Annotated in this window: 24 protein-coding genes; all 24 read right to left on the reverse strand. The window is 65.2% G+C overall.

The window, feature by feature from the left end; genetic code table 11:
• Positions 1-74: 74 nt before the first annotated feature.
• Positions 75-701, reverse strand: a complete 627-nt coding sequence (rpsD, locus tag I3V78_RS26200) for a 30S ribosomal protein S4 (protein ID WP_095981196.1) — start codon at positions 699-701, stop codon at positions 75-77.
• A gap of 66 nt (positions 702-767) precedes the next feature.
• The gene (gene rpsK / locus I3V78_RS26205; protein WP_204491171.1) at positions 768-1,208 is read right to left on the reverse strand and encodes a 30S ribosomal protein S11; all 441 of its coding nucleotides are present in this window, start codon (positions 1,206-1,208) and stop codon (positions 768-770) included.
• Positions 1,209-1,276: 68 nt separating this feature from the next.
• Entirely contained in the window at positions 1,277-1,660 is a 384-nt protein-coding gene (gene rpsM, locus I3V78_RS26210; protein ID WP_095981194.1) for a 30S ribosomal protein S13, read from the reverse strand.
• Positions 1,661-1,715: 55 nt separating this feature from the next.
• Positions 1,716-1,832, reverse strand: coding sequence for a 50S ribosomal protein L36 (rpmJ, locus tag I3V78_RS26215; protein ID WP_043321360.1), 117 nt, complete (start codon positions 1,830-1,832; stop codon positions 1,716-1,718).
• A 78-nt stretch (positions 1,833-1,910) separates the two neighbouring features.
• Positions 1,911-2,129 (reverse strand): translation initiation factor IF-1, encoded by a 219-nt coding sequence (infA, locus tag I3V78_RS26220; protein ID WP_002614803.1) that lies wholly within the window; start codon positions 2,127-2,129, stop codon positions 1,911-1,913.
• Positions 2,130-2,265: 136 nt separating this feature from the next.
• A complete protein-coding gene (map, locus tag I3V78_RS26225) occupies positions 2,266-3,030 on the reverse strand; it encodes a type I methionyl aminopeptidase (protein ID WP_204491172.1) in 765 nt (254 codons plus the stop codon).
• 25 nt (positions 3,031-3,055) lie between these two features.
• Positions 3,056-3,703, reverse strand: a complete 648-nt coding sequence (locus I3V78_RS26230) for an adenylate kinase (RefSeq protein ID WP_204491173.1) — start codon at positions 3,701-3,703, stop codon at positions 3,056-3,058.
• 138 nt (positions 3,704-3,841) lie between these two features.
• Positions 3,842-5,188 carry a preprotein translocase subunit SecY gene (secY, locus tag I3V78_RS26235; protein ID WP_204491174.1) on the reverse strand — a complete coding sequence of 449 codons (1,347 nt, stop codon included), beginning with the start codon at positions 5,186-5,188 and terminating at the stop codon, positions 3,842-3,844.
• 126 nt (positions 5,189-5,314) lie between these two features.
• Positions 5,315-5,833 (reverse strand): 50S ribosomal protein L15, encoded by a 519-nt coding sequence (rplO, locus tag I3V78_RS26240; protein WP_204491175.1) that lies wholly within the window; start codon positions 5,831-5,833, stop codon positions 5,315-5,317.
• 17 nt (positions 5,834-5,850) lie between these two features.
• Positions 5,851-6,120 carry a 50S ribosomal protein L30 gene (gene rpmD, locus I3V78_RS26245; RefSeq protein ID WP_204491176.1) on the reverse strand — a complete coding sequence of 90 codons (270 nt, stop codon included), beginning with the start codon at positions 6,118-6,120 and terminating at the stop codon, positions 5,851-5,853.
• A gap of 2 nt (positions 6,121-6,122) precedes the next feature.
• A complete protein-coding gene (gene rpsE / locus I3V78_RS26250) occupies positions 6,123-6,641 on the reverse strand; it encodes a 30S ribosomal protein S5 (RefSeq protein ID WP_095981188.1) in 519 nt (172 codons plus the stop codon).
• Positions 6,642-6,669: 28 nt separating this feature from the next.
• A complete protein-coding gene (rplR, locus tag I3V78_RS26255; RefSeq protein ID WP_204491177.1) occupies positions 6,670-7,026 on the reverse strand; it encodes a 50S ribosomal protein L18 in 357 nt (118 codons plus the stop codon).
• Between the two features lie 96 nt (positions 7,027-7,122).
• Complete coding sequence (rplF, locus tag I3V78_RS26260; RefSeq protein WP_204491178.1) at positions 7,123-7,692, reverse strand: 50S ribosomal protein L6; 570 nt, start codon at positions 7,690-7,692, stop codon at positions 7,123-7,125.
• A 55-nt stretch (positions 7,693-7,747) separates the two neighbouring features.
• Positions 7,748-8,149: a 30S ribosomal protein S8 gene (rpsH, locus tag I3V78_RS26265; protein WP_204491179.1), complete on the reverse strand. Its 402-nt coding sequence runs from the start codon at positions 8,147-8,149 to the stop codon at positions 7,748-7,750.
• Between the two features lie 155 nt (positions 8,150-8,304).
• Complete coding sequence (locus I3V78_RS26270; protein WP_204491180.1) at positions 8,305-8,490, reverse strand: type Z 30S ribosomal protein S14; 186 nt, start codon at positions 8,488-8,490, stop codon at positions 8,305-8,307.
• Positions 8,491-8,505: 15 nt separating this feature from the next.
• Positions 8,506-9,156: a 50S ribosomal protein L5 gene (gene rplE, locus I3V78_RS26275; protein WP_204491181.1), complete on the reverse strand. Its 651-nt coding sequence runs from the start codon at positions 9,154-9,156 to the stop codon at positions 8,506-8,508.
• Between the two features lie 177 nt (positions 9,157-9,333).
• Positions 9,334-9,669, reverse strand: a complete 336-nt coding sequence (rplX, locus tag I3V78_RS26280; RefSeq protein WP_204491182.1) for a 50S ribosomal protein L24 — start codon at positions 9,667-9,669, stop codon at positions 9,334-9,336.
• Positions 9,670-9,706: 37 nt separating this feature from the next.
• Complete coding sequence (gene rplN, locus I3V78_RS26285; RefSeq protein WP_002625379.1) at positions 9,707-10,075, reverse strand: 50S ribosomal protein L14; 369 nt, start codon at positions 10,073-10,075, stop codon at positions 9,707-9,709.
• Between the two features lie 108 nt (positions 10,076-10,183).
• The gene (gene rpsQ / locus I3V78_RS26290; RefSeq protein WP_204491185.1) at positions 10,184-10,498 is read right to left on the reverse strand and encodes a 30S ribosomal protein S17; all 315 of its coding nucleotides are present in this window, start codon (positions 10,496-10,498) and stop codon (positions 10,184-10,186) included.
• A gap of 11 nt (positions 10,499-10,509) precedes the next feature.
• Positions 10,510-10,716: a 50S ribosomal protein L29 gene (gene rpmC, locus I3V78_RS26295; RefSeq protein WP_204491188.1), complete on the reverse strand. Its 207-nt coding sequence runs from the start codon at positions 10,714-10,716 to the stop codon at positions 10,510-10,512.
• A gap of 59 nt (positions 10,717-10,775) precedes the next feature.
• Positions 10,776-11,195 (reverse strand): 50S ribosomal protein L16, encoded by a 420-nt coding sequence (gene rplP / locus I3V78_RS26300; protein WP_204491190.1) that lies wholly within the window; start codon positions 11,193-11,195, stop codon positions 10,776-10,778.
• Between the two features lie 58 nt (positions 11,196-11,253).
• On the reverse strand, positions 11,254-11,919 hold the full coding sequence (rpsC, locus tag I3V78_RS26305; protein WP_095981177.1) for a 30S ribosomal protein S3: 666 nt from the start codon (positions 11,917-11,919) through the stop codon (positions 11,254-11,256).
• 48 nt (positions 11,920-11,967) lie between these two features.
• Complete coding sequence (gene rplV, locus I3V78_RS26310; RefSeq protein ID WP_204491192.1) at positions 11,968-12,312, reverse strand: 50S ribosomal protein L22; 345 nt, start codon at positions 12,310-12,312, stop codon at positions 11,968-11,970.
• Between the two features lie 40 nt (positions 12,313-12,352).
• Positions 12,353-12,634 (reverse strand): 30S ribosomal protein S19, encoded by a 282-nt coding sequence (rpsS, locus tag I3V78_RS26315; RefSeq protein WP_002625385.1) that lies wholly within the window; start codon positions 12,632-12,634, stop codon positions 12,353-12,355.
• Between the last annotated feature and the right edge of the window lie 11 nt (positions 12,635-12,645).

Raw genomic sequence — 12,645 nt, forward strand, 5'->3', positions numbered from 1 at the left:
ACGCCCCGGCGGTGAGGCCAGGGCGTGTGCGGAAGCATCCTCGGCTCGCCTGGAGGCCAGGCAGGCCGGGGGGATTACTTCGAGTAGAGCTCGACGATGAGCTGCTCCTGGATCGGCATGGTGAGGTCCTCGCGGTTGGGCGGGCTCTTCACCGTCGCCTTGAAGGACTTCTTGTCCAGGTCGATCCACTGCGGCACGCCACGGCGGTCCACGGTCTCCAGGGCCTCCGCGATGCGCAGCATCTTGCGGCTCTTCTCGGCCACCTCCACGGTGGTGCCGGGCTTGACCGCGAAGGACGGGATGTTCACCCGCTTGCCGTTCACGGTGAAGTGGCCGTGGCGCACCAGCTGACGCGCCTCGTTGCGCGTGTCCGCGAAGCCCATGCGGAACACCACGTTGTCCAGGCGGAGCTCCAGCTGCTGCAGGAGGTTCTCACCCGTCTTGCCCTTGGCGGCCGAGGCGCGGTGGTAGTAGCCGCGGAACTGGCTCTCGAGCAGGCCGTACATGCGCTTGACCTTCTGCTTCTCGCGCAGCTGCACGCCGTAGCCAGAGAACTTCACGCGACCCTGGCCGTGCTGGCCGGGGGGATAGGGACGCCGCTCGATGGCACACTTGTCCGTGTAGCAGCGGTCACCCTTCAGGTACATCTTCAGGTTCTCACGCCGGCAGATGCGGCAGGAGGAGGCGGTATAACGGGCCACGATGCTTCTCCGTGTCGAAAGATGGTCTAGGGCCGCTCCCCGGACGGGAAGCGGCCCGGAATGGAACTAGACGCGGCGGCGCTTGGGCTGACGGCAGCCGTTGTGCGGGATGGGCGTCACATCGCGGATGAGCGCGATCTTCAGGCCGGCGGCGGCGAGCGCGCGCAGGGCCGACTCACGGCCGGCGCCAGGCCCCTTCACCAGCACCGTCACGTTCTTCAGGCCGTGCTCCATGGCCTTGGCCGCGGCGTCACCGGCGGCCACCTGGGCGGCGAACGGCGTCGACTTGCGGCTGCCGCGGAAGCCGCGGGCGCCAGCGGAGGACCAGGAGATCACGTTCCCGGACACGTCCGTGATCGTGATGATGGTGTTGTTGAACGTGGACTGGATGTGGACCACGCCGTTGAGGATGTTCTTCTTGCCCTTCTTGTTCTTCTTGCGCGCGGCGGCCTCGCCGCCCGCCGCGGGGGCCGTGGCGGCCGCCGGCGCGTTGGTCTCTTCAGCCATGGAACTCGTTGCTCCTGGAAGTAGGTGATCGACACCGGCCCCTCACGGAGCCGGCGCAGGTGAAAGAACTAGCGAGCGGCCGTCGCCGGCTTGGCGCGCACGATGCCACGCTTGGGACCCTTGCGGGTACGCGCGTTGGTGTGCGTCCGCTGACCGCGCACCGGCAGACCCTTGCGGTGACGCAGGCCACGGTAGCACCCCAGGTCCATCAGGCGCTTGATGTTCATCGTCACTTCGCGGCGCAGGTCACCCTCGACCTTGTAGTTCGCCTCGATGAGCTCACGGATCTTCCGCGTCTGCTCCTCGGTGAGATCCTTGGTGCGAGTGGCGAGATCGATGCCCGCCCCCTCGATGATGTCATGAGCGGTCTTGTTGCCGATCCCGTAGATGTACTGCAACGAGATCACCGCGCGCTTGTTGGGCGGGAGATCGATGCCGGCGATACGAGCCATCTTCGTCGTTCCTTCTGAATGGAGTTGGTCTGGAGCTCAGAGTCCCGGAGGGACTCTAGCCCTGGCGCTGCTTGTGCCGGGGGTTGGAGGCGCAGATGATGCGCACGATACCCTTGCGACGGACAACCTTGCACTTGTCGCAGATCTTCTTGACGGACGCCCGAACCTTCATGGCGGTACTTCCCTTCCTTCGTTTTAGAAGAAAAAAGCCCTGAAGGCCTGGCCGCCACTGAGCGGAACCAGGCCCTTGCTACTTCGCTCGGTAGGTAATCCGGCCCCGGGTCAAATCGTACGGGGACAGCTCCACCTTCACCTTGTCGCCCGGGAGGATACGGATGAAGTGCATCCGCATCTTCCCCGAGATGTGCGCGAGCACCTTGTGGCCATTGTCCAGCACCACGCGGAACATCGCGTTCGGGAGGGGCTCCATGACCGTCCCCTCGACTTCGATGGAATCATCCTTCGGCAATCAGATAACCCTCTGGACCACCTGAACTCGGAAAGCGCGGCGGGATAACACTTTGGTCCAGAAGTGGCAAGCATCCTCGCGCTGGAAAACCACCAAACCCGTCCAACAGCCGGGCACTTCCTCGTATTCTACTCTCCTACCCCGACCGACGCCGGGTAAGGATCTCGGGCGCTCCCTCCGTGATGAGCACGGTGTGCTCGAAGTGAGCGGAAAGCTTGTTGTCGAGGGTAACGGCTGTCCAGTCATCGTCCAGGAGGGCGACCTCATACGTGCCCTGGTTCACCATGGGCTCCACCGCGAGGACCATTCCTGGACGAAGCTTCATCCCACTGCCGGATTGCCCGTAGTTGGGAACCTCGGGCTTCTCGTGCAACCGACGGCCGATTCCATGCCCAGTGAAATCCCGTACCACTGAAAACCCCCGGGCTTCCACATACCCCTGCACCGCGTGGCCGATGTCACCAATCCGGTTGCCCGCGACCATGGCCTGGATCCCCTTGTTCAGGGACTCCCGCGTGGCGTCGATCAGTGCCTGGGCCTCGGCGGTCACCTTGCCCACGGGCACGGTGCGGGCCGAGTCCCCGAAAAACCCCCGGTACACCACCCCGAAGTCGAGCTTCATCAGGTCCCCCTCCTGAAGCGTGCGCTTCCTCGAGGGGATGCCGTGGACGACCTCGTGGTTCACGGAGGCGCACAGGCAGGCGGGAAAGCCGTGGTAGCCCTTGAAGGCCGGCCGGGCACCCTTCTCGTAGATCAGCTTCTCCGCGAGCGCATCGAGGTCCCAAGTGGTGACCCCGGGTGCGACGGCTTGCTCGAGCGCGTCCAGGATCTCGCTGACGATGCGCCCCGCCTCCCGCATGAGGACGATCTCGTCCTTGCTCTTGATCTCGACCTGGCTCATGCGGTTCCGGGGCTGGGCGAGGCGCTCAGGCCCTTCCGAGGGCCTTCTTGAGCTCCTCGTAGATGCCTTCCGGGGAACCCACGCCGTCGATGCTCTTGAGCAGGCCCTTCTGGGCGTAGAACTGCTTCAAGGGCGCGGTCTCCGTATCGTATTTCTTGAGCCGCCGCTCGATCACCTCGGCGGTGTCGTCCTCGCGCTGGACGATGGGCGAGTCATCCTTGTCGCACAGGCCCGCCCGCCGCGGGGGGTTCTGCGTCACGTGGTAGACGGAGCCACAGGACGGGCATGAGCGCCGACCCGAACCGCGCTCGACGAGCGTCTCGTGCGGCACCTCGAACGACACCACCGCGTTCAGACCCTTGCCCAGCTTGGCCAGCATGCGATCGAGGGCATCGGCCTGCGGCGTGGTGCGCGGGAAGCCGTCCAGGATGAAGCCCTTGGCGCAATCGGCCTCCTTGAGACGCTCCTCGACGATTCCAATGACGAGCTCGTCCGGCACGAAGGCCCCCGCGGCCATCAACGGCCCGGCCTGCTTGCCCAACTCGGTGCCTTCACGCACCGCCTTGCGGAGGATGTCCCCCGTGGAGATCTGGGGAATCGCGAAATCCGCGTACAACTTCTTCGCCTGGGTCCCCTTCCCGGCGTTAGGCGGGCCCAACAGGATGAGGTTCATGTGTTCTCTCTCAGCGCGTCAGGAAGGAGCGCGGAAGTGCGCCATGGCTGCATCCGCCCGCGACTCGTACACCCCGGAACGACGAGGCGCCCCTCCCGGGGTGAGGGGGAGGAGCGCCCGCGAAGCGGCAGCCAGGAACTAGGCCGCTACGCGAACCCGGCCGCGAATACGGGGACCCCGGGGGCCCGCGAATCCCTCGTAGTTGCGGCTGATCAGATGGCCTTCGATCTGCTGGACGGTATCCAACGCCACGCCCACGACGATGAGCAGCGCGGTGCCACCGAAGGTGAAGCGCACGCCCAACAGGTTGGTGACGATGGAGGGGATCACGCAGATGGCCGCCAGGTAGAGCGCTCCACCGAAGGTGATGCGGTTGAGCACGCCCTCGATGAAATCCGCCGTCTGACGACCCGGGCGGATGCCCGGGATGTAGCCGCCCTGCTTCTTGATGTTGTCCGCCACGTCGTCCGGCCGGAAGGTCAGCGCCGTGTAGAAGAAGGAGAAGAAGACGATCAGCAGCACGAAGAGGCCGTTGTACACCCAGGGGCTGGCCTCGATGCTGCGCTGCACTCCCTGCAGGACCGGGAACCAGGTGCCCAGGGTGGCGGGGAACGACAGCAGCGCGCCCGCGAAGATGGGGGGAATCACACCGGCGGTGTTGACCTTCATCGGGAAGTACGTGGCCTGGCCGGCGAACATCCGGCGACCCGCCATGCGCTTGGCGTACTGCACCGGAATCCGGCGCATGCCTCGCTCGACGTAGACCACCACGGCGACCACGGCCACCATGAAGGCGAGCAGGGCGATCACCGCGGCCATGCTCACCACTTCCTGCTGAACCAGGTCCAGCAGCGTCTTGCCGCTCGGCAGCAGGCCCGCCACGATGCCCGCGAAGATGATGAGCGAGATGCCATTGCCGATGCCGCGCTCGGTGATCCGCTCACCCAGCCACATGATGAAGGCGGTGCCCGCCGTGAGGCTGATGACGGTCATGAAGGTGAACCAGGCGTTGTCGTTGGGCACGACCACCTGGTTGAAGCCGTTCTGACCCGCGTCGGAGCGACCCAAGGACGCCAACCAGCGCGAGATGCCGATGCCCTGGACCGTCGACAGCAGGATGGTGCCGTAGCGCGTGTACTGGTTGATCTTCTGACGACCGCCCGCACCTTCCTTCTGCAGTCGCTCCAGGCTGGGCACCACGACGGCCAGCAGCTGGATGATGATGGAGGCGGACACGTACGGCATGATGCCCAGACCAAAGATGGACATCTGGTTCAGGGCGCCGCCGGAAAAGAGGTTGAAGAGCGAGAACAGGCCGCCCGACTGGCGCTGGGCGTCCATGAACGCGTTCATCGCCGCCCGGTCCACCCCAGGCGTGTTGATGAAGATGCCGATGCGGTACACCGCGAGCAGCATCAGCGTATAGATGAGCCGGCTACGCAACTCCGCGATGCGGAAGACGTTGGCGAAGGCGTTCAGAGCCACGTGGGATCCATCCCCTAAAAAGGTTTAGGCGAGAACAACAGCGCCCCAATCCGCATTCGGAGAGGGGCGCGAAATCCTACACCGTTGGCAAGGCGGACACCACTGAGAGTGTGGCCCGCCCTACCTTCACTTCCGGGCCTGCTTCACGCCCTTGCCCGCGTGCGCCTTCGCGGCGGACTCGGGCTTGTGAGCCACCAGCGGCAGCTCCTCGGCGGAACCGCCGACCTTCTCGATGGCCTCGCGAGCCGAAGCCGACAGCTTGTGGACCCGCAGCGTCAGCTTCTTGGTGAGCGAACCGCTGCCGAGCACCTTCACGCCGTCGTAGCGGCCCTTCACGAGGCCCTTCTTCTCCAGGCTCTCCACGTCCACCGTGGTGCCGGCGTCGAAGCCCTCGAGGTCCGACAGGTTCACCACCGCGTAGATGGTCCGGTTGGGCGAGTTGAAACCGAACTTCGGCAGGCGGCGCTGCAGAGGGCTCTGACCGCCCTCGAAGCCCTCGAACCGCATGTTGCCGGAACGAGCCTTCTGGCCCTTGCCACCGCGACCGGCCGTCTTGCCCAGGCCGCTGCCCTGTCCACGGCCCACCCGCTTCTTCCGGTGCCAGGAGCCCTCGGGCCGCTTCAGATTGTTGAGCGTCGTCGACATTGTCTGAGTCCTCTTACCTAGGCCTTGGCGGCCTGGGCCTCGCGGGCGCGCGCGGCGTCCCGGGCCCGGATCTTCCGAGGCTTGCGACGGGTGACCTTGGGGGCATCACCCTGCACCGTCTCGGCCGTCACCAGGTGACGGACCTTGTTCACCAGACCACGCACCGTGGGCGTGTCCTGAAGGATTCGCTCGGAGCCGAACTTCTTCAGCCCGAGGCTCGCGATGGTCGCGAGCTGGTCCACGGAAGAACCCGCGGAGCTCTTCGTCAGCTTGACCTTCAGCGCCATGATTAGCCCCTCGCCTCTTCGGACTTCGTGGGACCCACGTCCTTGCCGCGCAGGCGGGACACCTGCTCGGGGGAGCGCAGATTCTTCAGCCCGGCCACCGTGGCCTTGAGCACGTTGTGGGGGTTCCGCGAGCCCTGGCTCTTGGTCAGGATGTTGCGGATGCCCGCCGCCTCGAGGACCGCACGCACCGCGCCACCGGCGATGACGCCCGTACCCTCACCCGCCGGCTTGAGCAGCACCCAGCCCGCGCCGAAGTGCCCGAGCACCTCGTGAGGAATGGTGTGACCCTGCAGCGGAACGCGGAACAGGTTCTTCTTGGCGTTCTCACCACCCTTGCGGATGGCCTCGGGAACTTCGTTGGCCTTGCCCAGGCCCACGCCAACATGACCGGAGCCGTCACCCACCACCACGAGGGCGGCGAACGAGAACCGCCGGCCACCCTTCACCACCTTGGCCACGCGGTTGATGTTCACCACGCGGTCGGTGAGGTCGAGATCGTTCGGATTGATCGGAGTTGCCACTTGGGAACTTCCTTCTTCGAAAGGTGTCTTAGAACTTCAGCCCGGCCTCGCGCGCGGCATCGGCCACGGCGGCGATCCGACCATGGTACGGGAAGCCGTTGCGGTCGAACACCACCGCCTCGACATTGGCCGCCTTGCACTTCTCCGCGATCAGCGATCCCACGCGCTTGGCGTCGGCCTTCTTGTCGCCCTCGTCCTTGCCCTTGAGATCCTTGGACAGCGAGGAGGCGTAGGCCAGGGTACGACCCGTGGTGTCGTCCACCACCTGGGCGTAGATGTGCTTGAGGCTCTTGTAGACCGTGAGCCGCGGGCGCTCGGTGGTACCCGAGAGCTTCTTGCGGATGCGGTTCTTCCTCTTGATGCGCGGATCGACCTTGTTCGACATGGCTGATTCCTTCTCCGTCCGGCGGCGATGGGGAGTTCCGCCCCCGGATGATCGCATGGCCCTCTTTGGGGCCATGCGGTTGGGTGTTCACTACGACTAGGCGGTACCGGTCTTGCCTTCCTTCCGGCGGATCTTCTCGGTCGCGTACTTGATGCCCTTGCCCTTGTACGGCTCGGGCGGGCGCAGCGCGCGAATGTTGACGGCGGCCGCGCCAAGGACTTCCTTGTCCGCGGAACGCAACGTCAGACCCAGCGTGGGCAGACCGTCCTCGGTGCGGGCGGTCTTGTCGACCTCGGCCGTCACGCCCTCGGGAAGGTTGAACACCACCGGGTGGGAGTAACCCAGCGCGAAGTTGATCGCCTTGCCCTTGACCTCGGCGCGGAAACCGACGCCGCGGATGTCCAGACGGCGCTCGAACCCCGTGGACACGCCCTTGGCCGCATTGGCCAGAAGCGTACGGGTCAGGCCGTGCAGGCTGCGGGACTCGCGCGACTCATCCTCGCGCTCCACCCGAACCTCGTTGCCCGCGATCGTCACCTTCACGCCCTTGGCGGGAAGCTGAACGACCATCTTGCCCTTGGGGCCTTCAAAACTGACCTGGCGGCCCACCACAGTGGCCTTCGTCTTGTCCGCCAGCTTGACCGGAAGCTTTCCAATCCGACTCATGATTCCCTCGTGCAGGACCAGGTCGCGGCCGAAGCCGCGGCACCCGGACCGCTGGCTAGTAGACGGTGCAGAGCAGCTCGCCGCCGACCTTCTGCTTGCGAGCCTCGGAATCCACCAGGACGCCCTTGGAGGTGGACAGGATCGAGATGCCGAGTCCCCCGAGAACCTGGGGGATTTCACGCACGTTGACGTAACGGCGCAGGCCGGGCTTGGAGATGCGGCGGATGCCCGTGATGGCCGGAGCGCGATCCGGACCGTACTTGAGCTGCACGGAGATCTCGTTCTGCGGCGCGCGCTCGTGGACCGTGAAGTCCCCGATGAAGCCCTCGGACTTGAGGACCTTGATGATCTCGAGCTTGAGGTTCGAGTGGGGCATGACGACCTTGTCGTGCCGCGCACGCGAACCGTTGCGCAGACGGGTCAGCATGTCGCCGATGGGATCGTTGACGACCGACATGAATGGCTACCTTCCTGGCGAGGCGGCCAGGCCGACCTCGCGTTCGCAACCGCCGCGCCTGCTGGGCCCATCCCAGGGGTTCGCCACGGTTGCACAGCATGAACTCACAACGAGGTCCCCGACTCCAACGGGAGCCCGGGGACCCGCGTCCGATACTACCAGGACGACTTGGTGACGCCGGTGACCTCACCGCGCAGGGCGCGGTTGCGGAAGCAGATGCGGCACATGTTGAACTTCCGCAGGAACGCGCGCGGACGGCCGCACAGAGGGCAGCGGTTGTAGGCGCGGACGGCGAACTTCGGCTTGCGCTTCGCCTGAGCGATCTTCGAGAGCTTGGCCATGGGTGCGGATCCTCGTTACTGGCGGAACGGCATACCGAAGTGACGCATCAGCGCCAGCCCCTGCTCGTCGTTTTCCGCAGTGGTGACGAAGCTGATGTTCAGCCCCTTCACCTTCTCGATCTGGTCGTAGTTGATTTCCGGGAAGATGATCTGCTCGCGCACGCCCAGGGTGTAGTTGCCCTTGCCGTCGAACGCCTTGGGCGACACGCCCTTGAAGTCGCGAACGCGGGGCAGCGCCACCGTGATGAGGCGGTCGAGGAACTCGTACATCCGGTCGCCGCGCAGCGTGACCGCGGCACCGATGGCCTGGCCCTGGCGCAGCTTGAAGTTCGCGATCGACTTGCGAGCGCGGGTCACCACGGGCTTCTGGCCGGTGATGGCGCCGAGCTGGTCCACGGCGGACTCGAGGATCTTGGCGTTGGCGAGCGCCTCGCCGAGGCCCATGTTGACGACGATCTTCTCGAGACGCGGAACCTGCATGGGGTTCTTGAGCCCCAGCTCCTTCATGAGGGCGGACACGCCTTCCTTACGGAAGCGCAGCTTGAGCCGCGCCGGCTTGGCCTCGAGACCTTCCTCGATGTTCGCCGCGAATCCAGCCTTCTTGACTTCGTCCTTCTTGCGGCCCCTCTTTTCCTTCTTCGCCGCGTCCTTCTTCTCTTCGGCCATCGTCTTGTCCCCTGCTTCGGAGCGCCGCTCTAGACCCCGCGCGCCGATCAGTCGTTCGTGAAAAGTGAAAACACCGGAGCCCTACGGGTCCTTCGGAGCCCCGGTGACGCATGCTTGTCTGCTCTCCCCTCACCCGGGCAGGGCGAAGGGCGCGCATACATGCCTGAACCGCCGACCCTAGTCAATCAGGCCGTTGCAATCCTTGCGCTTGCAGAACCGCTTCTTCTTGTCCCCGTCCAGCCGGATGCCGACCCGGGTCGGCTTGCCGCACTTGGCGCAGACCAGCTGCACGTCCGAGATGTGGATCGTACCGGGCTTCTCGACGATGCCACCCTCGGGCTGCTGCTGCGTCTTGCGCAGGTGCCGCTTGACGACGCGCAGACCCTCGACGGTCACGCGCTCGGCCTCGCGGTCGATCTTCAGGATCTTGCCGCGCTTGGTCGCCTCGGTCTTCTCCGAGCGCTCTGCGCCGGCGATGACCTGCACGGTGTCTCCAACCTTGAGCTTCTCCATGGTTCCTCTCCCTCCTCGCGGACCGCCTGATGCCCTACTAGAGGACCTCGGGAGCGAGCGAGATGATCTTCATGAACTTGCGGGCGCGGAGCTCGCGGGCCACCGGCCCGAAGATGCGCGTCCCGATGGGCTCCATGTCCTTGTTGATGAGGACGGCGGAGTTGCCATCGAACTTGATGTAGCTGCCGTCGGGGCGACCCACTTCGCGCGCCGTGCGCACGATCACCGCCTTGGCCACGTCACCCTTCTTCACCTTGGAGTTGGGCAGCGCCTCGCGGATCGACACGACGATCACATCGCCGATGGACGCGTACTTGCGCTTGGAACCACCCAGCACCTTGATGCAGAACACCTTCTTGGCGCCCGAGTTGTCGGCCACGTCGAGCACGCTCGTCATCTGAATCATCTGGAATTCCCTCTCTCAGCTTGCTGCAGGCCCATCCGTTTCGGACGGGCTCCGCGCGGCTCGAGCCACGGTCCCCGCGCGCCAGGTGGCTGCGCGGGCTCGGACGGCTCAGACGTTCTTGGTCTTCTCCAACACCTCGACCACGCGCCAGCGCTTGTCCTTCGAAGCGGGACGGGTCTCGGCGATGCGCACGCGGTCACCCTCGTTGATGGTGATCTTCGCCGGGTAGTCGTGATCCTCGACGTGCGCCTTGTACTTCTCCCGCGCGTTCAGGATCTTCCCGTACTTGGGGTGAGCCGAGCGGCGCGAGACGGTGACCACCACCGTCTTCTGCATCTTGTTGGAGGTCACGATGCCCACGCGGGTCTTGGGACGGCCGCGGGAGGGGGTCGTGGCGGGAGTGGATTGAGTCGCTTCAGCCATGAGAAAAGCTCCTAAGCCTTCTTCTCCGTCCGGGCCTTCTCACCCAGGACGGTCAGGATGCGCGCCAGATCGCGCTTGTGCTGGGTCCGCTCGGACGGGTTGTCCAGCGAGCCGGTTGCCCGCTTCAGCTGGTCCTGGAACAGCGTGTCGCGCAACTCCGCCGCGCGCCGCTTCAGGTCGTCCGCCGAGAGATCCTTGAGTTCTTTCGCAGTCGCCATTTCAAATCTCCTCAGAGCCAGCGGGCGACTCTCATATCAAAGAGCCGCCCGCGGCGGAACTAGAGCGCCAGCTCGCTGCGGGTGACGATCTTCGTCAGCACCGGCAGCTTGGCCTGGGCCAGCTTCAACGCGGCGTTGGCCACCTCGGGCGTCGTACCCTCCATCTCGTAGAGGATGCGACCGGGCTTGACCACCGCGACGTAGTACTCCACGCCACCCTTACCGGTACCCATGCGGGTCTCGGCGGGCTTCTTGGTGATGGGCTTGTCCGGGAACACGCGGATCCAGATCTTGCCACCACGCTTGATGTGGCGCGTCATCGCGATACGGGCCGCCTCGATCTGCCGCGAGGTGAGCCACCCCGGCTGCAGGGACATGAGGCCGTACTCACCGTAGGTGAGATCGCTGCCACGATGAGCCAGGCCCGGCATGCGGCCCTTGTGCATCTTGCGGAACTTCGTACGAGCAGGCTGAAGCATCGTCGGTATCCTTCAATCCCAACGGAGCCGCTCCTTGGGGGAGCGGCTCCCGGAGAGGTTAGCGGGTGGAGGCCGGCGCGGCGCCCTGGCCACCCTTGGTGGGAAGGATGTCGCCGCGGCAGATCCACACCTTGCAGCCGATCTTGCCGTAGGTCGTCTTCGCCTCGGCGAAACCGTAGTCGATGTCCGAGCGGAGGGTGTGCAGGGGCACGCGGCCCTCGCGGTACCACTCGTAGCGAGCCATTTCCGCGCCACCGAGGCGGCCGGAGCAGGACACGCGGATACCCTTCGCGCCGAACTTCATCGCGGTCTGCAGCGCCTTCTTCATGGCGCGGCGGAAGGCGATCCGGCGCTCGAGCTGGGTGGCGATGTTCTCGGCCACCAGCTGCGCGTCGGTCTCGGCCTTGCGAACCTCGACGATGTTGAGGAAGACCTCGTTCTTCGTGAACTGCTGGAGGTCCTTCTTCACCGTCTCAATGCCCGCGCCGCGCTTGCCGATGACGATGCCGGGACGCGCGGTGTGCACGTTGACCTTCACCTTGTTCGCCGCGCGCTCGATCTCCACCTTGGAGACACCCGCGTGGTTGAGCGACTTCTTCACGAACTCGCGGATGCGGATGTCTTCATGCAGCCACTGCGCGTAGTTCTTGTGCTCGAACCACTTGGAGTCCCAGGTCTTGATGACCCCGAGGCGGAACCCAATGGGATGGACTTTCTGGCCCAACGTGCGTCTCCTTCAATCGGTTGCGTGGTGCGCCAGGCGGGCGGCCTACTACTTGGCCGCCTCGGCCAGGACCACGTGAATGTGGCTGGTCTTCTTGTTGATGCGCGAGGCCCGGCCCATGGCGCGCGGCATGTAGCGGCGCTGGGTCGGACCCTGATCCACCGAGATCGTCTTCACGACGAGCTTGTCCACATCGACCTGCCCCTTGGACAGGTCGGTCGCGTTGGCCACGGCGCTCTTGATGAGCTTGGCCACCGGGAGTGCCGCGGCGCGGCTGGTGAAGCGCAGGATGTTCAGGGCCTGTCCGACCGACTTGCCCCGGATAAGCGCCGCCACCGTGGAAACCTTCCGCGGCGACATGCTCAGAAACCTCAGATGTGCCTTCGACTCCATGTCATCTCCTCTGGCGGACGCCGCCTGTCAGCGGGGCCGACTACTTGCCCTTGGCGACCTTCTTCTCCGCCGAGTGACCGCCGAACGTACGCGTCGGGGCGAACTCGCCGAGCTTGTGGCCCACCATGTTCTCGGTCACGAAGACGGGGATGAACTTGCGGCCGTTGTGCACCGCGAAGGTGTGACCCACGAACTCCGGAAGGATGGTCGAACGGCGGGACCACGTCTTCACGACACTCTTCTTGTTCGTCTTGATCATGTCCTCGACCTTCTTGACGAGGTAACCATCGACGAACGGACCCTTCTTAATCGAACGCGCCATTGCTTGAACCC

The organism is Archangium primigenium, from assembly GCF_016904885.1.
GTDB classification, from domain to species: domain Bacteria; phylum Myxococcota; class Myxococcia; order Myxococcales; family Myxococcaceae; genus Cystobacter; species Cystobacter primigenius.

Bases quoted from the DNA above. Each gene is read 5' to 3' on its own strand.
- I3V78_RS26230 (WP_204491173.1), bottom strand. From the start codon at position 3,703: ATGAACCTCATCCTGTTGGGCCCGCCTAACGCCGGGAAGGGGACCCAG.
- rpmJ (WP_043321360.1), bottom strand. From the start codon at position 1,832: ATGAAGGTTCGGGCGTCCGTCAAGAAGATCTGCGACAAGTGCAAGGTT.
- rplR (WP_204491177.1), bottom strand. From the start codon at position 7,026: ATGTCGAACAAGGTCGATCCGCGCATCAAGAGGAAGAACCGCATCCGC.
- rpsS (WP_002625385.1), bottom strand. From the start codon at position 12,634: ATGGCGCGTTCGATTAAGAAGGGTCCGTTCGTCGATGGTTACCTCGTC.
- rplO (WP_204491175.1), bottom strand. From the start codon at position 5,833: ATGTCGACGACGCTCAACAATCTGAAGCGGCCCGAGGGCTCCTGGCAC.
- I3V78_RS26270 (WP_204491180.1), bottom strand. From the start codon at position 8,490: ATGGCCAAGCTCTCGAAGATCGCTCAGGCGAAGCGCAAGCCGAAGTTC.
- rplE (WP_204491181.1), bottom strand. From the start codon at position 9,156: ATGGCCGAAGAGAAGAAGGACGCGGCGAAGAAGGAAAAGAGGGGCCGC.
- rplF (WP_204491178.1), bottom strand. From the start codon at position 7,692: ATGAGTCGGATTGGAAAGCTTCCGGTCAAGCTGGCGGACAAGACGAAG.
- rpsH (WP_204491179.1), bottom strand. From the start codon at position 8,149: ATGTCGGTCGTCAACGATCCCATCGGCGACATGCTGACCCGTCTGCGC.
- rpsK (WP_204491171.1), bottom strand. From the start codon at position 1,208: ATGGCTGAAGAGACCAACGCGCCGGCGGCCGCCACGGCCCCCGCGGCG.
- map (WP_204491172.1), bottom strand. From the start codon at position 3,030: ATGAGCCAGGTCGAGATCAAGAGCAAGGACGAGATCGTCCTCATGCGG.
- rpsM (WP_095981194.1), bottom strand. From the start codon at position 1,660: ATGGCTCGTATCGCCGGCATCGATCTCCCGCCCAACAAGCGCGCGGTG.
- rplN (WP_002625379.1), bottom strand. From the start codon at position 10,075: ATGATTCAGATGACGAGCGTGCTCGACGTGGCCGACAACTCGGGCGCC.
- rpsQ (WP_204491185.1), bottom strand. From the start codon at position 10,498: ATGGCTGAAGCGACTCAATCCACTCCCGCCACGACCCCCTCCCGCGGC.
- rplX (WP_204491182.1), bottom strand. From the start codon at position 9,669: ATGGAGAAGCTCAAGGTTGGAGACACCGTGCAGGTCATCGCCGGCGCA.
- rplV (WP_204491192.1), bottom strand. From the start codon at position 12,312: ATGGAGTCGAAGGCACATCTGAGGTTTCTGAGCATGTCGCCGCGGAAG.
- rpmD (WP_204491176.1), bottom strand. From the start codon at position 6,120: ATGGCGCTGAAGGTCAAGCTGACGAAGAGCTCCGCGGGTTCTTCCGTG.
- rpmC (WP_204491188.1), bottom strand. From the start codon at position 10,716: ATGGCGACTGCGAAAGAACTCAAGGATCTCTCGGCGGACGACCTGAAG.
- rplP (WP_204491190.1), bottom strand. From the start codon at position 11,195: ATGCTTCAGCCTGCTCGTACGAAGTTCCGCAAGATGCACAAGGGCCGC.